General features: G+C 68.5%; 14 protein-coding genes. 13 read left to right on the forward strand and 1 reads right to left on the reverse strand.

The genetic code is table 11. From position 1 onward, the window contains the following. The 12 genes from AOK08_RS09430 to AOK08_RS09485 form a co-directional block, all read left to right on the forward strand. A partial coding sequence (locus tag AOK08_RS09430) for a hypothetical protein (protein WP_338400125.1) occupies positions 1-972 on the forward strand: 972 nt, incomplete at its 5' end. Between the two features lie 183 nt (positions 973-1,155). Then, positions 1,156-2,151, forward strand: a complete 996-nt coding sequence (locus tag AOK08_RS09435; RefSeq protein ID WP_079053936.1) for a helix-turn-helix domain-containing protein — start codon at positions 1,156-1,158, stop codon at positions 2,149-2,151. Between the two features lie 43 nt (positions 2,152-2,194). Then, entirely contained in the window at positions 2,195-2,755 is a 561-nt protein-coding gene (locus tag AOK08_RS09440) for an LOG family protein (protein WP_055525023.1), read from the forward strand. Further along, complete coding sequence (locus AOK08_RS09445; RefSeq protein ID WP_055525024.1) at positions 2,752-4,299, forward strand: MFS transporter; 1,548 nt, start codon at positions 2,752-2,754, stop codon at positions 4,297-4,299. Before AOK08_RS09440 ends, AOK08_RS09445 begins: the two co-directional genes overlap by 4 nt. Positions 4,300-4,586: 287 nt before the next feature. Further along, a complete protein-coding gene (locus AOK08_RS09450; RefSeq protein WP_241826889.1) occupies positions 4,587-5,393 on the forward strand; it encodes an SAM-dependent methyltransferase in 807 nt (268 codons plus the stop codon). Between the two features lie 130 nt (positions 5,394-5,523). After that, positions 5,524-6,375 carry an SAM-dependent methyltransferase gene (locus AOK08_RS09455; RefSeq protein WP_055525026.1) on the forward strand — a complete coding sequence of 284 codons (852 nt, stop codon included), beginning with the start codon at positions 5,524-5,526 and terminating at the stop codon, positions 6,373-6,375. A gap of 89 nt (positions 6,376-6,464) precedes the next feature. Next, a complete protein-coding gene (locus tag AOK08_RS09460; protein WP_055525027.1) occupies positions 6,465-7,667 on the forward strand; it encodes a cytochrome P450 in 1,203 nt (400 codons plus the stop codon). Further along, positions 7,664-8,569, forward strand: coding sequence for a ferredoxin (locus AOK08_RS09465; RefSeq protein ID WP_107100903.1), 906 nt, complete (start codon positions 7,664-7,666; stop codon positions 8,567-8,569). Before AOK08_RS09460 ends, AOK08_RS09465 begins: the two co-directional genes overlap by 4 nt. Before the next feature lie 76 nt (positions 8,570-8,645). Continuing rightward, the gene (locus AOK08_RS09470) at positions 8,646-9,533 is read left to right on the forward strand and encodes a transketolase family protein (protein ID WP_055525033.1); all 888 of its coding nucleotides are present in this window, start codon (positions 8,646-8,648) and stop codon (positions 9,531-9,533) included. A gap of 40 nt (positions 9,534-9,573) precedes the next feature. Beyond that, entirely contained in the window at positions 9,574-10,332 is a 759-nt protein-coding gene (locus AOK08_RS09475; protein WP_055525028.1) for an isopentenyl transferase family protein, read from the forward strand. After that, entirely contained in the window at positions 10,325-11,644 is a 1,320-nt protein-coding gene (locus AOK08_RS09480; protein ID WP_198539220.1) for an FAD-binding protein, read from the forward strand. Before AOK08_RS09475 ends, AOK08_RS09480 begins: the two co-directional genes overlap by 8 nt. A 220-nt stretch (positions 11,645-11,864) precedes the next feature. Next, positions 11,865-12,662, forward strand: a complete 798-nt coding sequence (locus tag AOK08_RS09485; RefSeq protein ID WP_055525034.1) for a VOC family protein — start codon at positions 11,865-11,867, stop codon at positions 12,660-12,662. A 102-nt stretch (positions 12,663-12,764) separates the two neighbouring features. Here the strand turns inward: AOK08_RS09485 and AOK08_RS09490 are convergent, their stop codons facing one another. Continuing rightward, positions 12,765-14,426 carry a carboxylesterase/lipase family protein gene (locus tag AOK08_RS09490; protein ID WP_055525030.1) on the reverse strand — a complete coding sequence of 554 codons (1,662 nt, stop codon included), beginning with the start codon at positions 14,424-14,426 and terminating at the stop codon, positions 12,765-12,767. 328 nt (positions 14,427-14,754) lie between these two features. On the opposite strand from AOK08_RS09490, the gene AOK08_RS09495 reads away from it, so the two are divergent. Next, positions 14,755-15,795 carry a LacI family DNA-binding transcriptional regulator gene (locus AOK08_RS09495; protein ID WP_055525031.1) on the forward strand — a complete coding sequence of 347 codons (1,041 nt, stop codon included), beginning with the start codon at positions 14,755-14,757 and terminating at the stop codon, positions 15,793-15,795. The last annotated feature ends 120 nt before the right edge of the window (positions 15,796-15,915 follow it).

A 15,915-nucleotide genomic window follows, 5' to 3' on the forward strand; every position in this document is an offset into this window, starting at 1 on the left:
CACCACAACCCTCTCCCCCACCCCGGACCAGTGATGGCGACCGACGACGAGCCGACGCCGCCGTCCGGTCCCCCTGCCGACTCCCCTGCCGCCGACCCCCCTGACCAGCAGCCCGTCTCCGCCCGGGTCCGGCACCTCGCGGAGGCGCTGGGTCCGACGACGCTGGCGACCGCGCTGCTGATCTACTTCGGGTACGTGGCCACTCGCGCCCGGTACGCCTACTTCGGCGTGCCCGTGGACATGACCGGCCGGTCCAACCAGGGCCTGATGCTGGACGGCATGGAAGTCGTCTTCGTCCCGGCGGCCATGATCTTCCTCGGCATCCTGGCACTCGTCGCGATCCACGCCCTCGTCACCTGGGTGCTGGCCCGCGACGCGGGGAGCGGCACGTCCGCCGCCGCCTTCGTGGCGTACGGCTTCGTCCTCGTCGGTGTGCTCCTGATCGGCGAGGCGCTGATCGGCATTTTCGTCATGAGCTCCGAAGTCAGCGTGAAGTTCGGCATCGTGCCGCTCGCCCTGGCGTTCGGCCCCGCCGCGGTGGCGTACGGGGTCTGGATCTACGGCCGCCAGCGCGGGCGCCCGTTGCTGTCGCAGCGGATGGGCAGGAACGGTGTGATGTGCGTGCTCGCGCTGGGCGTGGCCGGGCTGTTCTGGGGATCCACACAACTGGCGTGGGCGTACGGCAGGGGCCGGGGCGAGCAGGACGTGACGGCGCTCGACAGCCGCCCCGAGGTCGTCGTCGACACCAAGGACCCACTGGAGGGGCTGCCGACGGGAGTGACCGCGACCCGTCTCGGAAAGGCGGGCGAGAGCGGGCTGGAGTACCACCACCGCTACCGGGGTTTCCGCCTGCTGCTGGCCTCCGGCGGACGGCTGTTCCTGGTCACCCCCGAGTGGCGACTGGGCCGGGACCAGACGATCGTCCTGCCGTACGCCGACGACATCCGGGTACAGCTCATTCCGCAGGCCTGAAACACGAGGTCTGACCACCGGTCCTGAACACCGGCCTCGCGCCGGCATGCCACCTTGGGCACATGGCCGTACAAGGGTCAATACCGATGCAGAGAAAAAGCAAGCCCTTACGGAAAATTAACAGGACTCAAACCCTCCTCACACTTCACCATTCCTTTGACATTCTTTACTCGTGTAAGCAGCATGGAGTGGTTGAAGCGGGGTAGCTTTCTCCACGCCCAGTTTCATTGTCATTGTATTCGAGGAATACTCATGGCGAATGCTGATGGTGCTTTTCGGACGCGGACGAGATCGGTTGGCGAACTCCTGCTGTTCGATATCCTCTCATCCTCCCCCGGTCCAATCGACTTACCCTCGGAGATTCGCCGGAACGATCCGCGTTACGGGAATGCCGAGTTCGTACTCGAAGGCAGAATGATCGTCGGCCAGGACGGTACACGGGCGGAACTCGGGGCCGGCGACTTCGTGATCCACGGTCTCCCCCATCCGTTCGAGCTGGTTGCCGCTACCCAGGTCCGGCTGACCGGCGTGACGTTCCCGCTGCGCATGCTCCCGGCGCCGGGCAACCGTCTCCGTATGGTCACCATGACAGGGGACAACGGCCACCTGGGCAGTGGCGCCCTGCTCGCGTCGTTCCTCAACGCGCTGAGCTCCTCGGCCGACAGCGTCCTCCCGCAGGAGGAAGCCGGTATCTCCTCCGCGATGCGCGGCCTGCTGACCGCCCTGATCGCCCGGTCCGCCGCGGACGGCTCGGCCGAGGACACCGGAAGCCCGACGGCCGCGCTGATGACGAGAATTCGCCGATTCATCGAACGCGAGATAGCCGATCCAGGGCTGAACCCGGCGAGCGTCGCCGCCGCACATCACATCTCGGTCCGCCAACTGCACCGGCTGTTCGAACACGAGAAAATCACGGTGACAGAACTTATCAGGACTTTCCGGCTGGAGGGATGCAGACACGATCTCGCCGATCCCGCACTGCACCCGCTGTCCATAGGCGCCGTCGCGGAACGCTGGGGAATTCCCGGTTCGGCGAAGTTCAGCAGGATGTTCCGCGCGGCCTATGGAATGTCGCCGAGGGAGTACCGGACCCGCATGACCCGTATGTCCCGCGATGCCGGCACGAACGTCGTGGACGTCGCGGACATCGCGGATATCGCGGCGCATATCGCGGCATGAGGCGGCGAATTCCACCACAGGGAACCCACGGAGGGGTCGACCATTGAAATGCGTCACCGTCTTCTGCGGAGCGACACCCGGCCTCGCCGGCATCCACACACGGGCAGCCGCCGAACTGGGCTGCGCCCTCGCGCGAAACGGCCTCCGCCTCGTATACGGCGGTGCCACGGTGGGACTCATGGGCACCCTCGCCGACGCGGCGCTGGGGGCGGGCGGCACCGTCGTCGGAGTCATTCCGCGGTCTCTGAGCGCCGTACCCGAAGCAGCACACCCCGGGCTGACGGAACTGCACGTCGTGCCCGACATGCACCGGCGCAAAGCGATGATGGCCGAACTCGGTGACGCCTTCGTCGCCCTCCCCGGCGGCGTGGGCACCGCGGAGGAGTTCTTCGAGGTCCTCACCTGGTCCCATCTGCGCCTGCACGACAAGCCCTGCGTACTCCTCGACATCGACGGCTACTACCGTCCGCTGCTCGCGTTCATCGAGCATGCCGTCCGCGAGGGCTTCATCGACTCCGACACCGCCGGCCGCGTCATCGTCTGCGAACGGGTCGAGCAGGTCTTCGAAGTGCTCCGACAAGTCGGCGTCGGAGCCTCCACATGAGCGTCGCCCGCCCGTTGGCCGGTCGGCGCCGGCCGACGTTCGCCCTCCTCGCGATGGCGCAGTTCGTCGTGGTTCTGGACATCACCATCGTCAACGTCGCCCTGCCGTCGGTCCAGACGTCGCTGCGCTTCTCGGGCGAGAGTCTCACCTGGGTCGTCGATGCCTACATGCTGACCTTCGGCGGCTTCCTGCTGCTCGGCGGGCGGGCGGCGGACCTTTTCGGACAACGACGGATGTTCCTCGTCGGCCTGACCGTCTTCGGCATGGCATCCATGGCGTGCGGTCTCGCGGCGACCAGCGGTGAGCTCGTGGCCGCCCGCGCGGTGCAGGGCCTCGGTGGGGCGCTGCTCTCCCCGGCCTCGCTGTCCCTGGTGGCCCTGACGTTCCAGGAGGACGCGGAGCGCGACAGGGCGATGGGAATCTGGAATGCCGTGGCGGGCGCGGGCGGGGCGACCGGCGTGGTGCTCGGCGGGGCACTCACCGACAGCCTCGGCTGGCCGTGGGTCTTCTGGGTCAACGTGCCCCTGACCCTGGGCGGTGCCCTGATCGGCCTCGTACTGATCACCGACGTCAACCACATCACCGACACCCCCGGCCGGGTCGTGCCCCGGCTGCGGGAGTTCGATGTGCTCGGTTCCGTGGCCGTGACCGCCGGGCTGTCCGCGCTCATCCTCGGACTGGTGCGGTTCGGCGAACACGGCCCGACGTCGGCCGTGGCCCGGGTCGCGCTGGTGGCCGCGGTGGTCCTGCTGGGAGTCTTCGTCGTCGTGGAACTGCGCGTACCCACGCCGTTGGTCCACTTCGGGATGTTCCGCTCACGCTCGCTGAGCACGGCCAACGGAATGATCCTGGTCTTCATGGCCGGCGTCGTGGCCACCAACTTCTTCGTGACCCTCTACGCCCAACGGGTCCTCGGTTACGGCTCCTTCGAGGCGGGGTTGTCACTCCTGCCGCTGGCACTGGGCCAGATCCTCTTCTCGCAGCTCGCGTCACGGTGCCTCCCACGGCTCGGGACGCTCGGGGTGCTGCTCATCGGGATGGGTGCCGCCGTACTGGGCTTCGGGTGGTTCTCCCTCGCGTCCGCCGACGGCTCCTTCGTGACAGACGTCCTGGGCCCGGCCGTCCTCGTCTCCGTGGGCGGTGGTTTCGGCTTCGTGGCACTGATCGTCCTCGCCGTTTCCGGCGTCGATCCGCGACGGGCGGGCCTGGCCGGCGGTCTGGTCAACATGTCGCAACAGGTCGGCGGCGCCCTCGGACTCGCCGTACTGGCGTCCCTCGCCGTCTGGCGGACCGACCGGCGGATCCAGGACGGCGCGGCGGTACGTACCGCGCTCACCGACGGCTTCCGGCTCGGCTGGCTGACCACGTCCGGGGTCGTCCTGGCGGCCACCCTCGCCGCCACCCTGGCCCTGCGCGGACGCGGACGCGAAACGCCGACGCGGGATACCAGGGACAACGACTCCGGCTCCGGCGCTGACTCCGGCTCCGGCTCCGGCGCTGACTCCGGCGCTGGCTCCTCGGCGGAGACCGTCCAGAAGGCCTGACGTTCCCTACGACTCCTGAGCGGGCTGCCGGCAACACGGCAGCCCGCTACAGGCATTCCGTAAAGGGCCGTCACGAATTTATTGCATTCAGTGCGCACCTTGTTGTCGATGCGCGCCAGATCGAACACACCCGCTTCTCTTGTCGCACGAGGTGCGAGTAGATTCCTCGATATCGCCAGGCCCCCGCCCCCAAGCGTGACGTAAATGGCTGCGGAGAAACGGAAGTGGCAATGACCATCACGACCGGAAATCATTCCGACCATGCCCGGAACGAATACGAACGCGAATTGAAATCCCATTGGGATGCCAAGACGGCCGACGGGATCAATCTGCTCCTCGGCGCCGAGGACGATCTCTACCACCACCACTACGCCATCGGCGACTTCGACCGGTCGGTCCTGGACACCCCGCCCGAGCAGCGGGAAGAGGCGATCCTGCGGGAACTGCACCGCATGGAGAGCGATCAGATCCGGCTGATCCTCGACGCCCTGGGTACGCTGCCGGCCGGCTCCCGGGGAATGGACGCCGGTTCGGGGCGCGGCGGCACCGCGTTCACCATCGCCCGCGAACTCGGTCACCGTGTCGAGGGGGTCAATTTCTGCGAGCATCACGTCGAATTCGCCGAGGCGGTGGCGCGCAAGCGCGGCTGGGACGACCGCGTTCGCTTCCACCTGGGCAATATGCTCCAGACACCTTTCGAGGACGGCTCGTTCGATTTCATCGTCTCCAACGAGACCACGATGTACGCCGACGCCTTCGAGGCGATGCGCGAGTTCTCCCGGCTGCTGCGCCCGGGTGGACGGTACGTCATGACCACGTGGTGCCGGGACGAGGTGGTCGACCCGCGTTCCGAGGCGACCCGGAGCATCGACAAGCACTACGTGTGCAACATGCACCGGCGCGGCACCTACTTCCGGGCGCTCGCGGCGCATGGCCTGACCCCCTACCGGGTCGAGCGGTACACGCGGGAGGCCATGCCGTACTGGGAGCTCCGCAACCTCAGCGCCCTGCGCACGGGAGTCGAGGACCCGTTCCTGGAGGGCTACCGCGAAGGAAGCCTGAACTACATGGTCGTCGCGGCCGAGCGGGTCTGACCCCACGCCACCACCAGCTCACGTCAACCCGCATCAGCTCCCGTCAACCCGCATCAGTTGACGCCGGCTCGCATCAGTTCACGTCAGTTCACATCAGTTCACGCCGAACCCACCATGGAGGAACTCACACATGCCGAACATGGACACCGTCACCCTCGGTGAGCACGACGCGGAACAGCGCGGCTACTGGGACGCCAAGCGGACGGACGACATCAACCTCCTGCTGGGCTCCGAGGACGGCCTCTACCACCACCACTACGGCATCGGTGACTACGACCACTCGGTTCTCGACGCGCCGGCCGGGCGCCGGGAGGAACTGATCCAGCGGGAACTGCACCGGATGGAGACCCTGGAGACGGGTCTGATCCTCGACGCGCTGGGCGAGGTGCCGTCCACGGCCCGCGTCATGGACGCCGGATCGGGGCGCGGCGGAACCTCGTTCGTGATCGCGGACCGGTTCGGCTGCCGGGTCGACGGGGTCAACTACTGCGCTCACCACGTGGACTTCACCCAGAACCTGGCCCGTGAGCGCGGCGTCGCCGACCGCGTCCAGTTCCACTTCACCAACATGATGCAGACGCCGTTCGAGGACGGGTCCTTCGACTTCATCGTGTCGAACGAGACCACCATGTGCGTGGACATCCACAAGGCGTTCGCCGAGTTCTCCCGGCTGCTGCGACCGGGCGGACGCTATGTCGCCGTGACCTGGAGCCGGCACGACGCGGTGCACCCGCGCTCGGAGGCGTCACGCGAGATCGACGAGCACTACCTGTGCGGCATGCACAAGCGCAGTACCTACTTCGAGGCCTTGGCCGCCAACGGCCTGGTCCCCTACCACGTGCGGGACCACACCGAGGAAGCCATCCCGTACTGGGAGCTGCGCGAGCACTCCGAGCTGCGCACAGGTGTCGAAGCGCCGTTCCTTCAGGGCTTCCGCGAACAGAGCATCGACTACCTGGTCATCGCCGGCGAACGCGTCTGAGCCCGGCCGTTCGGATCAGCCCGGCCCCTCGCCCGCCCGGCGAGGGGCCCAGGACCGAGAGAAACGAGAGAGGGAGAGGTGGCCAGACGATGACCGAAGCGCCGGAGTTGTCGCTGGAGATGCGACGCGACGGGCTGGACCCGATCGCGCGGCTGGCCCAGGTGCGCGACACGGACGGGGTCGTGCCGGTGGAGACGCTGTTCGGGGCGCCCGCGTACCTCGTCTGCCGTTACGAGGACGTACGAGAGGTACTCGCGGACCCGGTCAGGTTCAGCAACGCGCGCTCGCCGCTGTTCGGCATCGACAGCGGAGGCGAGGTGACGGAGGAGGAGCTGACGTTGATGCGGGCCGGGAACCTGCTCGGGTTCGACCCGCCGGAGCACACCCGTCTGCGCCGACTGCTGACCCCCGAGTTCACGGTGCACCGGCTGCGCCGTCTGGAGCCGCGCATCACCGAGATCGTGGAGGCGGGCCTGGACGACCTGGAGGCGGCGGGCAGGCCGGCCGACCTGATGACGCACTTCGCGCTGCCCGTGCCGTCGCTGGTCCTCTGCGAGCTGCTCGGGGTGCCGTACTCCGACCGCGGCGACTTCCAGGACCGCTCCGCCAGGATGCTCGACCTCACACTGCCCATGGCGGATCGTGAGGCGACCCGGCGGGAGGACCGGGAGTACATGGCCGAGCTGGTGGCCCGGGCCCAGGCGGATCCGCAGGACGACCTCCTCGGGTCGCTGGTGCGTCAGCACGGTGACGTACTGAGCGCGGACGAACTGATCGGCATCGCGAGCCTGTCGGTGATCGCCGGGCACGAGACCACGTCGAACATGATCGGCCTGAGCACCCTGGCCCTGCTGCGGCACCCGGAGCAACTGGCCCTGGTCCGGGACGATCCGGCCCTGGCGGAACCCGCCGTGGAGGAACTGCTGCGCTGGCTGTCCATCGCGCACTCGCTGCTGCCGCGCAGGACGACGACCGAGGTGGAGATAGCGGGCCGGACCATCCCGGCGGGGTCGTTCCTGATCCTCTCGATCCCGGCGGCCAACCGCGACAGCGCCCTCGTCGAGAGTCCCGACGCCCTGGACGTCGCCCGGGGAGCCGCCGGTCACCTCGCCTTCGGCCACGGCGTGCACTTCTGCATCGGGCATTCGCTGGCCCGGATGAAGATGCGTATCGCCCTGCCGGCACTGCTGCGGCGCTTCCCCGGCCTGGCGCTCGCCGATCCCGACGCGCAGATCGAGTTCCGCGCCTCCAGCCTGGTGTTCGGCCTGGACAAGCTGGAGGTGACCTGGTGACCGGGACGCCCCCCACCATGAAGGTCGTCGTCGACGAGACGGCCTGCCTGGGCACCGGCCAGTGCGCGATGATCGCCCCGGCGGTCTTCGAACAGCGTGACGACGGCGTCACCGTGGCGCGCGACACCGAACCGCCCCAGTCGCGCCGCGCCGCCGTCCGCGAGGCGGCCCAGGCCTGCCCGGTGGCGGCGATCCGGCTCAGCGAGGGAAGCGAACCGAGCACGCCGGCCGCGTTCGGCTACGACGATCTCCCCGCCCTCATCGCCCGGATGACCGGCGACGAACGCCACGCCTTCTCGTCGTCGTCCACGAAGGACGTCCTGTGGGTGCTGTACGACCGTGTCCTCAACGTGTCGCCGGACCGCACGGACGACGACGACCGTGACCGTTTCTTCAACTCCAAGGGCGCCGGCCCGATGGCCCAGTACGCGGTGCTCACCGCGAAGGGGTTCATACGGCCGGAGCAGTTGGACGACTGGGGAACGTGGGACTCACCGCTCGGCTACGTACCCGACCGGGTCACCGTGCCCGGCGTGGACCTCTCGTCCGGCTCGCTCGGTCACGGCGTCCCGATCGCCGTCGGAGTCGCACTGGCCTGGCGTATTCAAAGGCGCCTCGGCCCAAGGGTCTTCGTACTGATCGGGGACGGTGAGTTCGACGAGGGCAGCAATCACGAGGCGATGGTTCTCGCCGGGCGGATGGGGCTGGACCGGATCGTGGTCGTCGTCGTGGACAACGGGACGGCAAGTCACGGCTGGCCAGGGGGAATTGAGCAGCGGTTCGCCCGCGAAGGGTGGGCGACGGACGTGTGCGACGGCGAGAACCACGACGAGATCTTCACCGCGCTGACGCGGGACCACCCGGGAAAGCCGCTCGTGGTCGTGGCCACCGTCACCCGCTGACCCTCACCCGCCAACCGTCGTTCAAGAGGCAAGAGGCCAGAGGCAAGAGGAGCGGATCACCGTGACCTATCCGGACATGTGGAGTGCCTTCGGTGGCACGATGGCGAGCGCGCTGGACACCGATCCGCGCGCGGCCGTGGTGCTGGCCGACATCGGTACCCATTTCTTCAAGGCGGCGAAGCAGAAACATCCCGACCGCGTGATCAACGTCGGTATCAGGGAACAGCTCATGATGGGCGTGGCCAGTGGTCTCGCGATGTGCGGACTGCGCCCCGTGGTTCACACGGTCGCCTCGTTTCTCGTGGAACGCCCCTTCGAACAGATCAAGTTGAACTTCGCCCAGCAGAACGTGGGCGCGGTGCTGGCCAGTTGGGGTGCGTCCTACGACATCACCGAGTTCTCCTGGTCGCATTTCACACCCGAGGACGTCGCGCTGCTCGACTCCCTGCCGAACTGGACCGTACGGGTGCCGGGGCACCCCCAGGAGGCCGCCGAGCTGCTGCTCCGCGCGCTTCCCGGGGACGACCGCGTGTACGTCCGGCTGTCCGGCCAGGCGAACAGGGAACCCCGGGGCGTCTCGGAGTCGTTCGAGGTGGTCAGGGAGGGTGACCGAGGGGTGATTCTCGCCGTCGGCCCCACGCTGGACCGGGTGTTGGCCGCGGCGTCCGCGCTCGACGTGACGATCCTGTACGCGTCGACGGTCCGGCCGTTCGACTCCGCCGGGCTCCGGACCTCGGTACTGGCCGGGCGCCGGCCCGATGTCGTACTGGTGGAGCCGTATCTGGCCGGTACCTCCGCACACGAGGTGTCCTCGACGCTCGTCAACGTGCCGCACCGGCTGCTCTCCCTGGGCGTACGGAGGAATGTCGAGGCCCGTCGCTACGGCACGCCCGAGGACCACGACCGCCTCCATGGGCTCGACGCCCGGAGCCTCGGCGAACAGATCAGGTCGTTCCTCGTCTGATCGTTCCTCGTCTGAACGAAAGCCCGGGAGAGGCAGCGGTATGGGGAAGGTATTGAAGAGCGCTGCTCGAATCCGCACTGACCAGGGCGTGCGCGCGCTCGTCGGTCCCACCGGAGTCGGGAAGAGCGCGGCGGCCACCGCACTGGCCCGCGACACCGGAGCGCCTGTCCTGGTGGCCGACCGCATCCAGTGCTTCACCGATCTGCTGGTGACGAGCGGTCGCGCCGCCGATGCCCAGGTCCCAGGGGTCGACCGGATCTGGTTGAGCGACCGGACCGTCGGAGATGGGGACTACGCCCCCAGCGAGGCGTCGAAAGACCTACTGAGCCGACTCGAATCACTCGTCACTGCGCATGGCCTGGTCGTACTGGAGGGCGGTTCGATTTGCCTGCTGCTCAACTTCGCCGAACGGCTGGAATCCCTCCCCTACAGCGTTTCCGTCAACGTCCTCCCCATTCCGAACAGAAGCCACTACCCGGCGCGGCAAATAGCGAGAGCACGGAAAATGCTCGTGCCGGACAGTTCTGGAAGAAGCCTGCTCACAGAGTTCGCTGCCGCATGGAGAACACCTGGTCAACGTCGCTTCGCCGTATCTGTCAGCGGTCTGGACAGCATCTGCGAATGGTGCGCCAAGCATTCGGTCGAACCGGAGGAGGTGGCCAAGGTCGACTTCTCGGAGAAGATGCTCGGCGAACTCTCGACGATGCTGGGCGAGCGGTATGCGGCGCACGGCTTCACACAGGAGAGACTCTTCCAGAAGGCATTCGATAACCATGTCCGGAATTCACCAAATGCGTGACCGATGGCGAACCGACGAAGCAGGGCTCATCAGCGCGGCCGACGACTTCGGGCACTGCGTACACGCGAAGCCCTCGGCGGTACTCGCACCGCGCTCGCCGGCCGAGGTCCAGGAAGCGGTGTCGTACGCGGCGGACCGGGGCATAACGCTCGCCGCGCGGGGGGCCGGGCACTCCACGTACGGTCAGGGCCAGGCCGCCGACGGGATCGTGCTGGACATGACGGACCTCGACACCGTGCACGAGGTCGGACCCGATCACATCGCGGTGGACGCCGGTGCCCGCTGGTCGGACGTGGTCGCGGCCACGCTCCCCGGACACCGGACGCCGCCGGTGCTCACGGACTTCCTGGGCACCACGGTCGGCGGCACGCTGTCCGTCGGCGGATTCGGCGGCGCGAGTCATCGGCACGGCGCGCAGACCGACAACGTGGTGGACCTCGATGTCGTCACCGGGACAGGCGCTCTGGTGAGGTGTTCTCCGCTCGCGAACCGTGACCTGTTCGACTGTGTGCGCGGGGGGCTCGGCCAGTTCGGTGTGATCGTCCGGGCCACTCTGCGGCTCGTCCCGGCGTTCGACACCACACATTGGTACAAGTTCCGGTACAACGATCTGACGGTCTTCCTGACCGAGCAGACACGCCTCGCGCACGAGGGAATGTTCGACCATGTGGAGGGCCGGATCCTGCCGCCCGGAAGCGGTCCGTGGAGATACCGGCTCGACCTGGCCAAGCACTGTCTCACCGGAGCCCCGCCGGATGAACGGTCCTTGCTCCGGAGCCTTCACCCCGATTGCCGTGCCGAACGTGCCGAGGTGCTTCCCCACGTCGAATTCCTCGACCGGATGGCGGCCGGAGAACAGGAACTCCGGCGGACCGGGGAGTGGTTCCATCCGCATCCCTGGCTGAGCCTGCTGTTGCCGGCTGCGACAGTCGAGGCGTTCGTCCGGCAGGAACTGGCCGGCCTGACCCGGGAATCCACAGGCCGGTCAGGGCTGATCATCGTCTATCCGATACCGACCGCGAAGCTCACAACACCATTCGTCCGAAAGCCCAACGCCGAGACAGCGTTCATGGTCGCGCTGCTGCGTACGGCCCAGCCGGGCGAAGAGGGCCCGATGATCGCGAGCAACCGCCAGATATACGAACAAGCTCTGGCGGCAGGCGGCGTCGCCTACCCTGTCAACGCCCTGCCGATGTCGTCCGAGGACTGGCGCAGCCACTTCGGACCACAGTGGACCGACTTCGCCCACGCCAAGCGACACTTCGACCCGAACACCGTCCTGACGCCCGGACAGGGGATACGGCTCGACTGAGGATCGTCGCGCGTATGGGCGGGAGCCGCTCTCGCCCGCCCGCCCGGTCTGTCTGTCTGCCTGCCTGTCCGCTGCGGGAGCGGTTGCGCGTACCGCTCGGAGAGGTTTGTGTGGTGTATGCCAGGCACTCACCCATTCGGGCCGATTTCAGCCATACATCCCGGGTAAGGGTCGGCCTGTCCCTGTTCCGAGCCGCATCCCGGAGGCATCAGTGCCCGACATGAACGGCCCCTACAAGCCCGGCACCCCGTGCTGGATCGACCTGATGGTTCCCGACCAGCAGGCGGCCATCGACTTCTATCGCGACCTCTTCGGCTGGCAGGGCGAGATCGGCCCGCCCGAAACGGGCGGGTACGCCGTGTGCACGCTCAAGGGCAAGCCCGTCGCCGGGATCATGAAGGCGATGAACCCGGACGGGTCGGTCCCGGACCCGATGCCGCCGACGGTGTGGACCACGTACCTGTCCACCGACAACATCGACGGCACCCTCAAGTCCGTCACCGACTCCGGCGGCTCGGTCATGATGGGCCCGATGGACGTCATGGACCTCGGCCGGATGGCCGTGATCACCGACCCGACCGGTGCCGTCGTCGGCCTGTGGCAGCCCGGCACGTTCGACGGCGCGGGCATCGTCAACGAGCACGGCGCGCTGATCTGGAACGACCTGGCCACCGGCGACGTCCCGGCCGCGTCCGCGTTCTACTCCTCCGTCCTGCCCGTCACCACGGCCCCCTCCGAGCTGCCCGGCGCCGAGGGCTACATCGAGTTCGAGGTCGAGGGCCGCGCGGTCGGCGGGATCATGGACCTGGCCCAGCTCCCGCCGGGTGTCCCCCCGCACTGGCAGCCGTACTTCCATGTGGACAGCGTCGACGACATCCAGGCCGCGGTCGTTCGCGCCGGCGGCAGCGTCCTCGCCCCGGCCTTCGACATGGCGGCCGGCCGTATGGCCGTCCTCGCCGACCCGCAGGGCGGCGCCTTCGCGGTGATCACCGCGTCCGCCCCGCAGCAGCCGGCCTGACGCCCAGCCGGTGAACGCCCCTGCCGCCGAGCCGGACTCGGCGGCAGGGGCGTTCCTCGCGTCGGCGAGAAAGCTGGGTGGCCGTCAGCGCACGGCGGCCACCTAGCGGGAGGAGCGGGCGGCCGCCGCGAACGAGTGGTTGGCCGAGAGGTAGGTGAGGGGTGTCAGTTCCAGCGCGGTGGGCCTGACGCCGTCGTACGGAAGCGCGGCGAACACCTTCCGCTCACCCGAGATCGGGTCGTTCTGCACTTCGCTCGTACGGTCGATCAGCAGGGTGGAGCGGTCGGTGGCGGTGTACGGCTTCCAGTCGGCCCGGCCGGGAGCGCCGGTCGCGGCGAACGTGGTCCACAGGTTCTGCACCTGCCCGGAGAGCTGGGTGCGCCAGGGCTCGCTGCCGTAGAAGTCGGGGTTGGAGGCGAGGGTGCCGAACACGAAGCCGAGTTCGATCCCGTGGGGCGAGCCGAATTTGCCGCCGTCCTTGGGCGAGGTGGCGGTGAACAGGCCCACCCACACCGGGACGCCGCGCGCGGCCAGCACCTCGGCCAGGCGCAGGGAGGGCGCGCGGAAGGCCGCGTCCCCGACCAGGCCGAGGCCGACCTGCCAGGAGGCGAGGCCGGGACGGGTGTTGCGGTAGGCGTCGAGCGACGCGTCCACGTTCGCGTCGCCGACCAGGTTGGCCAGCCAGGGCCGGTAGAAGTCGACCGGCACGTACTCGATGGCGGGTATCTCCTGGATCCAGTAGCGGGCCTCGTCGCGGTTGGTGCTGACGATCACCGGCACACGGGGGCCGTTGGGGGAGGCGAGGCGCTTCATCGGGTGCTCCGGCAGCACGACGCCGTCGACCACCGGTGCGAAGGCCTCGTCGGAGAAGCTCAGGTTGTAGAGGGCGTCGGCGGCGCTCTGCATGCGTTCGGCGCTCAGCTTGCGCAGGTCGTCCACGCCGAGGGCACCCGCCAGCAGCCGGTAGCCGATGGACACCTTCGCGGAGGCGGTCCGGTCGGAGACGTTCGCGGGGGTGCCGCTCTCCAGGATCACCCGCTGGTACAGGCCGTCCGCCGACGGGCTGCCCATGATCGCCGATACGGAGATCGCGCCGGCCGACTCGCCGAACAGGGTGACGTTCCGGGCGTCCCCGCCGAAGGCCTCGGCGTTGTCACGCACCCAGCGCAGCGCGGCGATCTGGTCGAGCAGACCGTTGTTGGCGCTGGAGGCGTAGGCAGCGCCCTTGGAGGACAGGTCGAGATAACCAAAGGGGCCGAGGCGGTACTGCACGGTGACGACGACCACGCCCTTGCGGGCCAAGTCGGCGCCGTCGTAGTCGGGTTCGGCGGCAGTGCCTTCCGTGAACCCGCCGCCGTGGATGAAGACCATCACCGGCCGCCGGTCGTTGTCGGACCCGGTCGTCGGCGTCCAGACGTTCGCGGTCAGACAGTCCTCGGAGATCGCCGTCCCGGCGGGGACCACTCCCCCGGTGGGCTGCATGCACGCGGCGCCGAACGCGGCGGCGTCCCGCACCCCGGACCACGGCTCGGCGGGGGCGGGCGGCATGAACCGGCGCGCGCCGGTGGGCGGGGCGGCGTACGGGATGCCCTTGAACTCCCGGAGTCCGGCGTCGGTGGTGCCCCGGACCTTCCCGGCGGTGGTGGCGACGACGGTGGCGGGCGCGTCGGCAGGGGTACCGGCACGCGTGTCGGCGTGTGCGCCCGCCGACGCTCCGGACACGAGCAGAGCGGCGGTGACGAGGGCAAGCAGGGGTCTGCGCATAACCTCTCCCGTTGTGCGGCGATGTTGAACAACATTCAACGTCCGCAATTTACAAGGGAGTTGGACGCGCAGGACGGGGTCGGAAGGGAAAATCTTCGACAGGAGTGACACTCGGTGCCCCGGCGGATTCAGCGCACGCCACCCCTGGCCCTACGGCCGGAAAGTGTCGAACTCGTTACCAAACGATTTCGGACAAAGTCTTGCGCATCGGCGGATCAGGGGTCGATATTCATCCAACGCAACCGCATCAACTCGTGTTGACAACACGAGTTGATGCTGACGAAATACGCTTACGCTGACGAAACACACCGATCCGAAGGAGGGTCCGATGGCAACTCGCCGCGACGTGGCGCGCCTGGCGGGCACTTCCGAGGCCCTGGTCAGCTACGTCCTCAACAACGGCCCCCGCAAGGTCGCCCCCGCCACCCGCGAACGAATCCTTGCGGCCATCGACGAGCTCGGCTACCGCCCCAACGCGGTGGCCCGGTCCCTGAAGACCTCGCGGACCATGACTTTCGGGCTGGTCGTACCCGACAATTCCAACCCCTTCTTCGCCGAGCTGGCCCGCGTCATCGAGGATGTCGGCTTCGCCTCCGGCTACACGATGCTGCTGGGCAACGCGATGGGTGACGACGCCCGTGAGGCGACGTACATCCGGACCCTGCTCGACCGGCAGGTGGACGGGCTGATCGTGGTCCCGATCCACGGCCCGCACAGTTGGGTCGCGGAACTGTCCGACCAGACCGTGCCCCGGCTGGTGCTCGACCGCGAGCTGGAGCTGCCGGGGGCGACGCAGGTGCTCACCGACAACGAGGGCGGCGCGTACCAGGCCACCGCCCATCTGCTCGGTCACGGCCGGGAGCGGATCGGGTGCATCGCCGGGCTGGAGGGCGTACACCCGACGGTCGACCGGGTCGCGGGCTGGCGCCGGGCCCTCGTCGAGGCCGGGCGGGATCCGGAGAGCGCGTCGCTGACGCATGTGCCGTTCGGACGGGCCGACGGGTACCGGGCCGGCCGGCGGATGCTCGCGGACCCGGGACATCCGGACGCGCTCTTCGTGGCGAGTGACGAGCAGGCCATCGGCGTTCTGCGCGCCGCCGCCGAACTGGGGCTGCGCGTCCCCGACGACGTGGCGGTCTGCGCCTTCGACGGTATCGACGGCAGCGAGTACACGGTGCCCGCGCTCACCACCATGCAGCAGCCCTTCGACGAGCTGGGCCGCTCGGCCGTCGAGTGGCTCCTGGCCAAGATCGCCGACCCCGCCCTCCCGGTGCGGCGCATCACCCACCCCACCACCCTGATCGCCCGCGGCTCCTGCGGCTGCCCGGACCTCGCCGGGGGCGACTCGGTGATCGGCGAGGGCTTATAGCGACGGCGGGAGAGGGGTTGGAGCGGGCGAGGGTTTGCACACCTCGTACGACTCGTGCGCCCCGCCTGACTCGTACGCCCCGTACGACTCGTACGCCCCGTACGACTCGTGCGCCCCGCC

Origin of the sequence: Streptomyces graminilatus (assembly GCF_001418565.1) — a bacterium.
GTDB classification, from domain to species: domain Bacteria; phylum Actinomycetota; class Actinomycetes; order Streptomycetales; family Streptomycetaceae; genus Streptomyces; species Streptomyces graminilatus.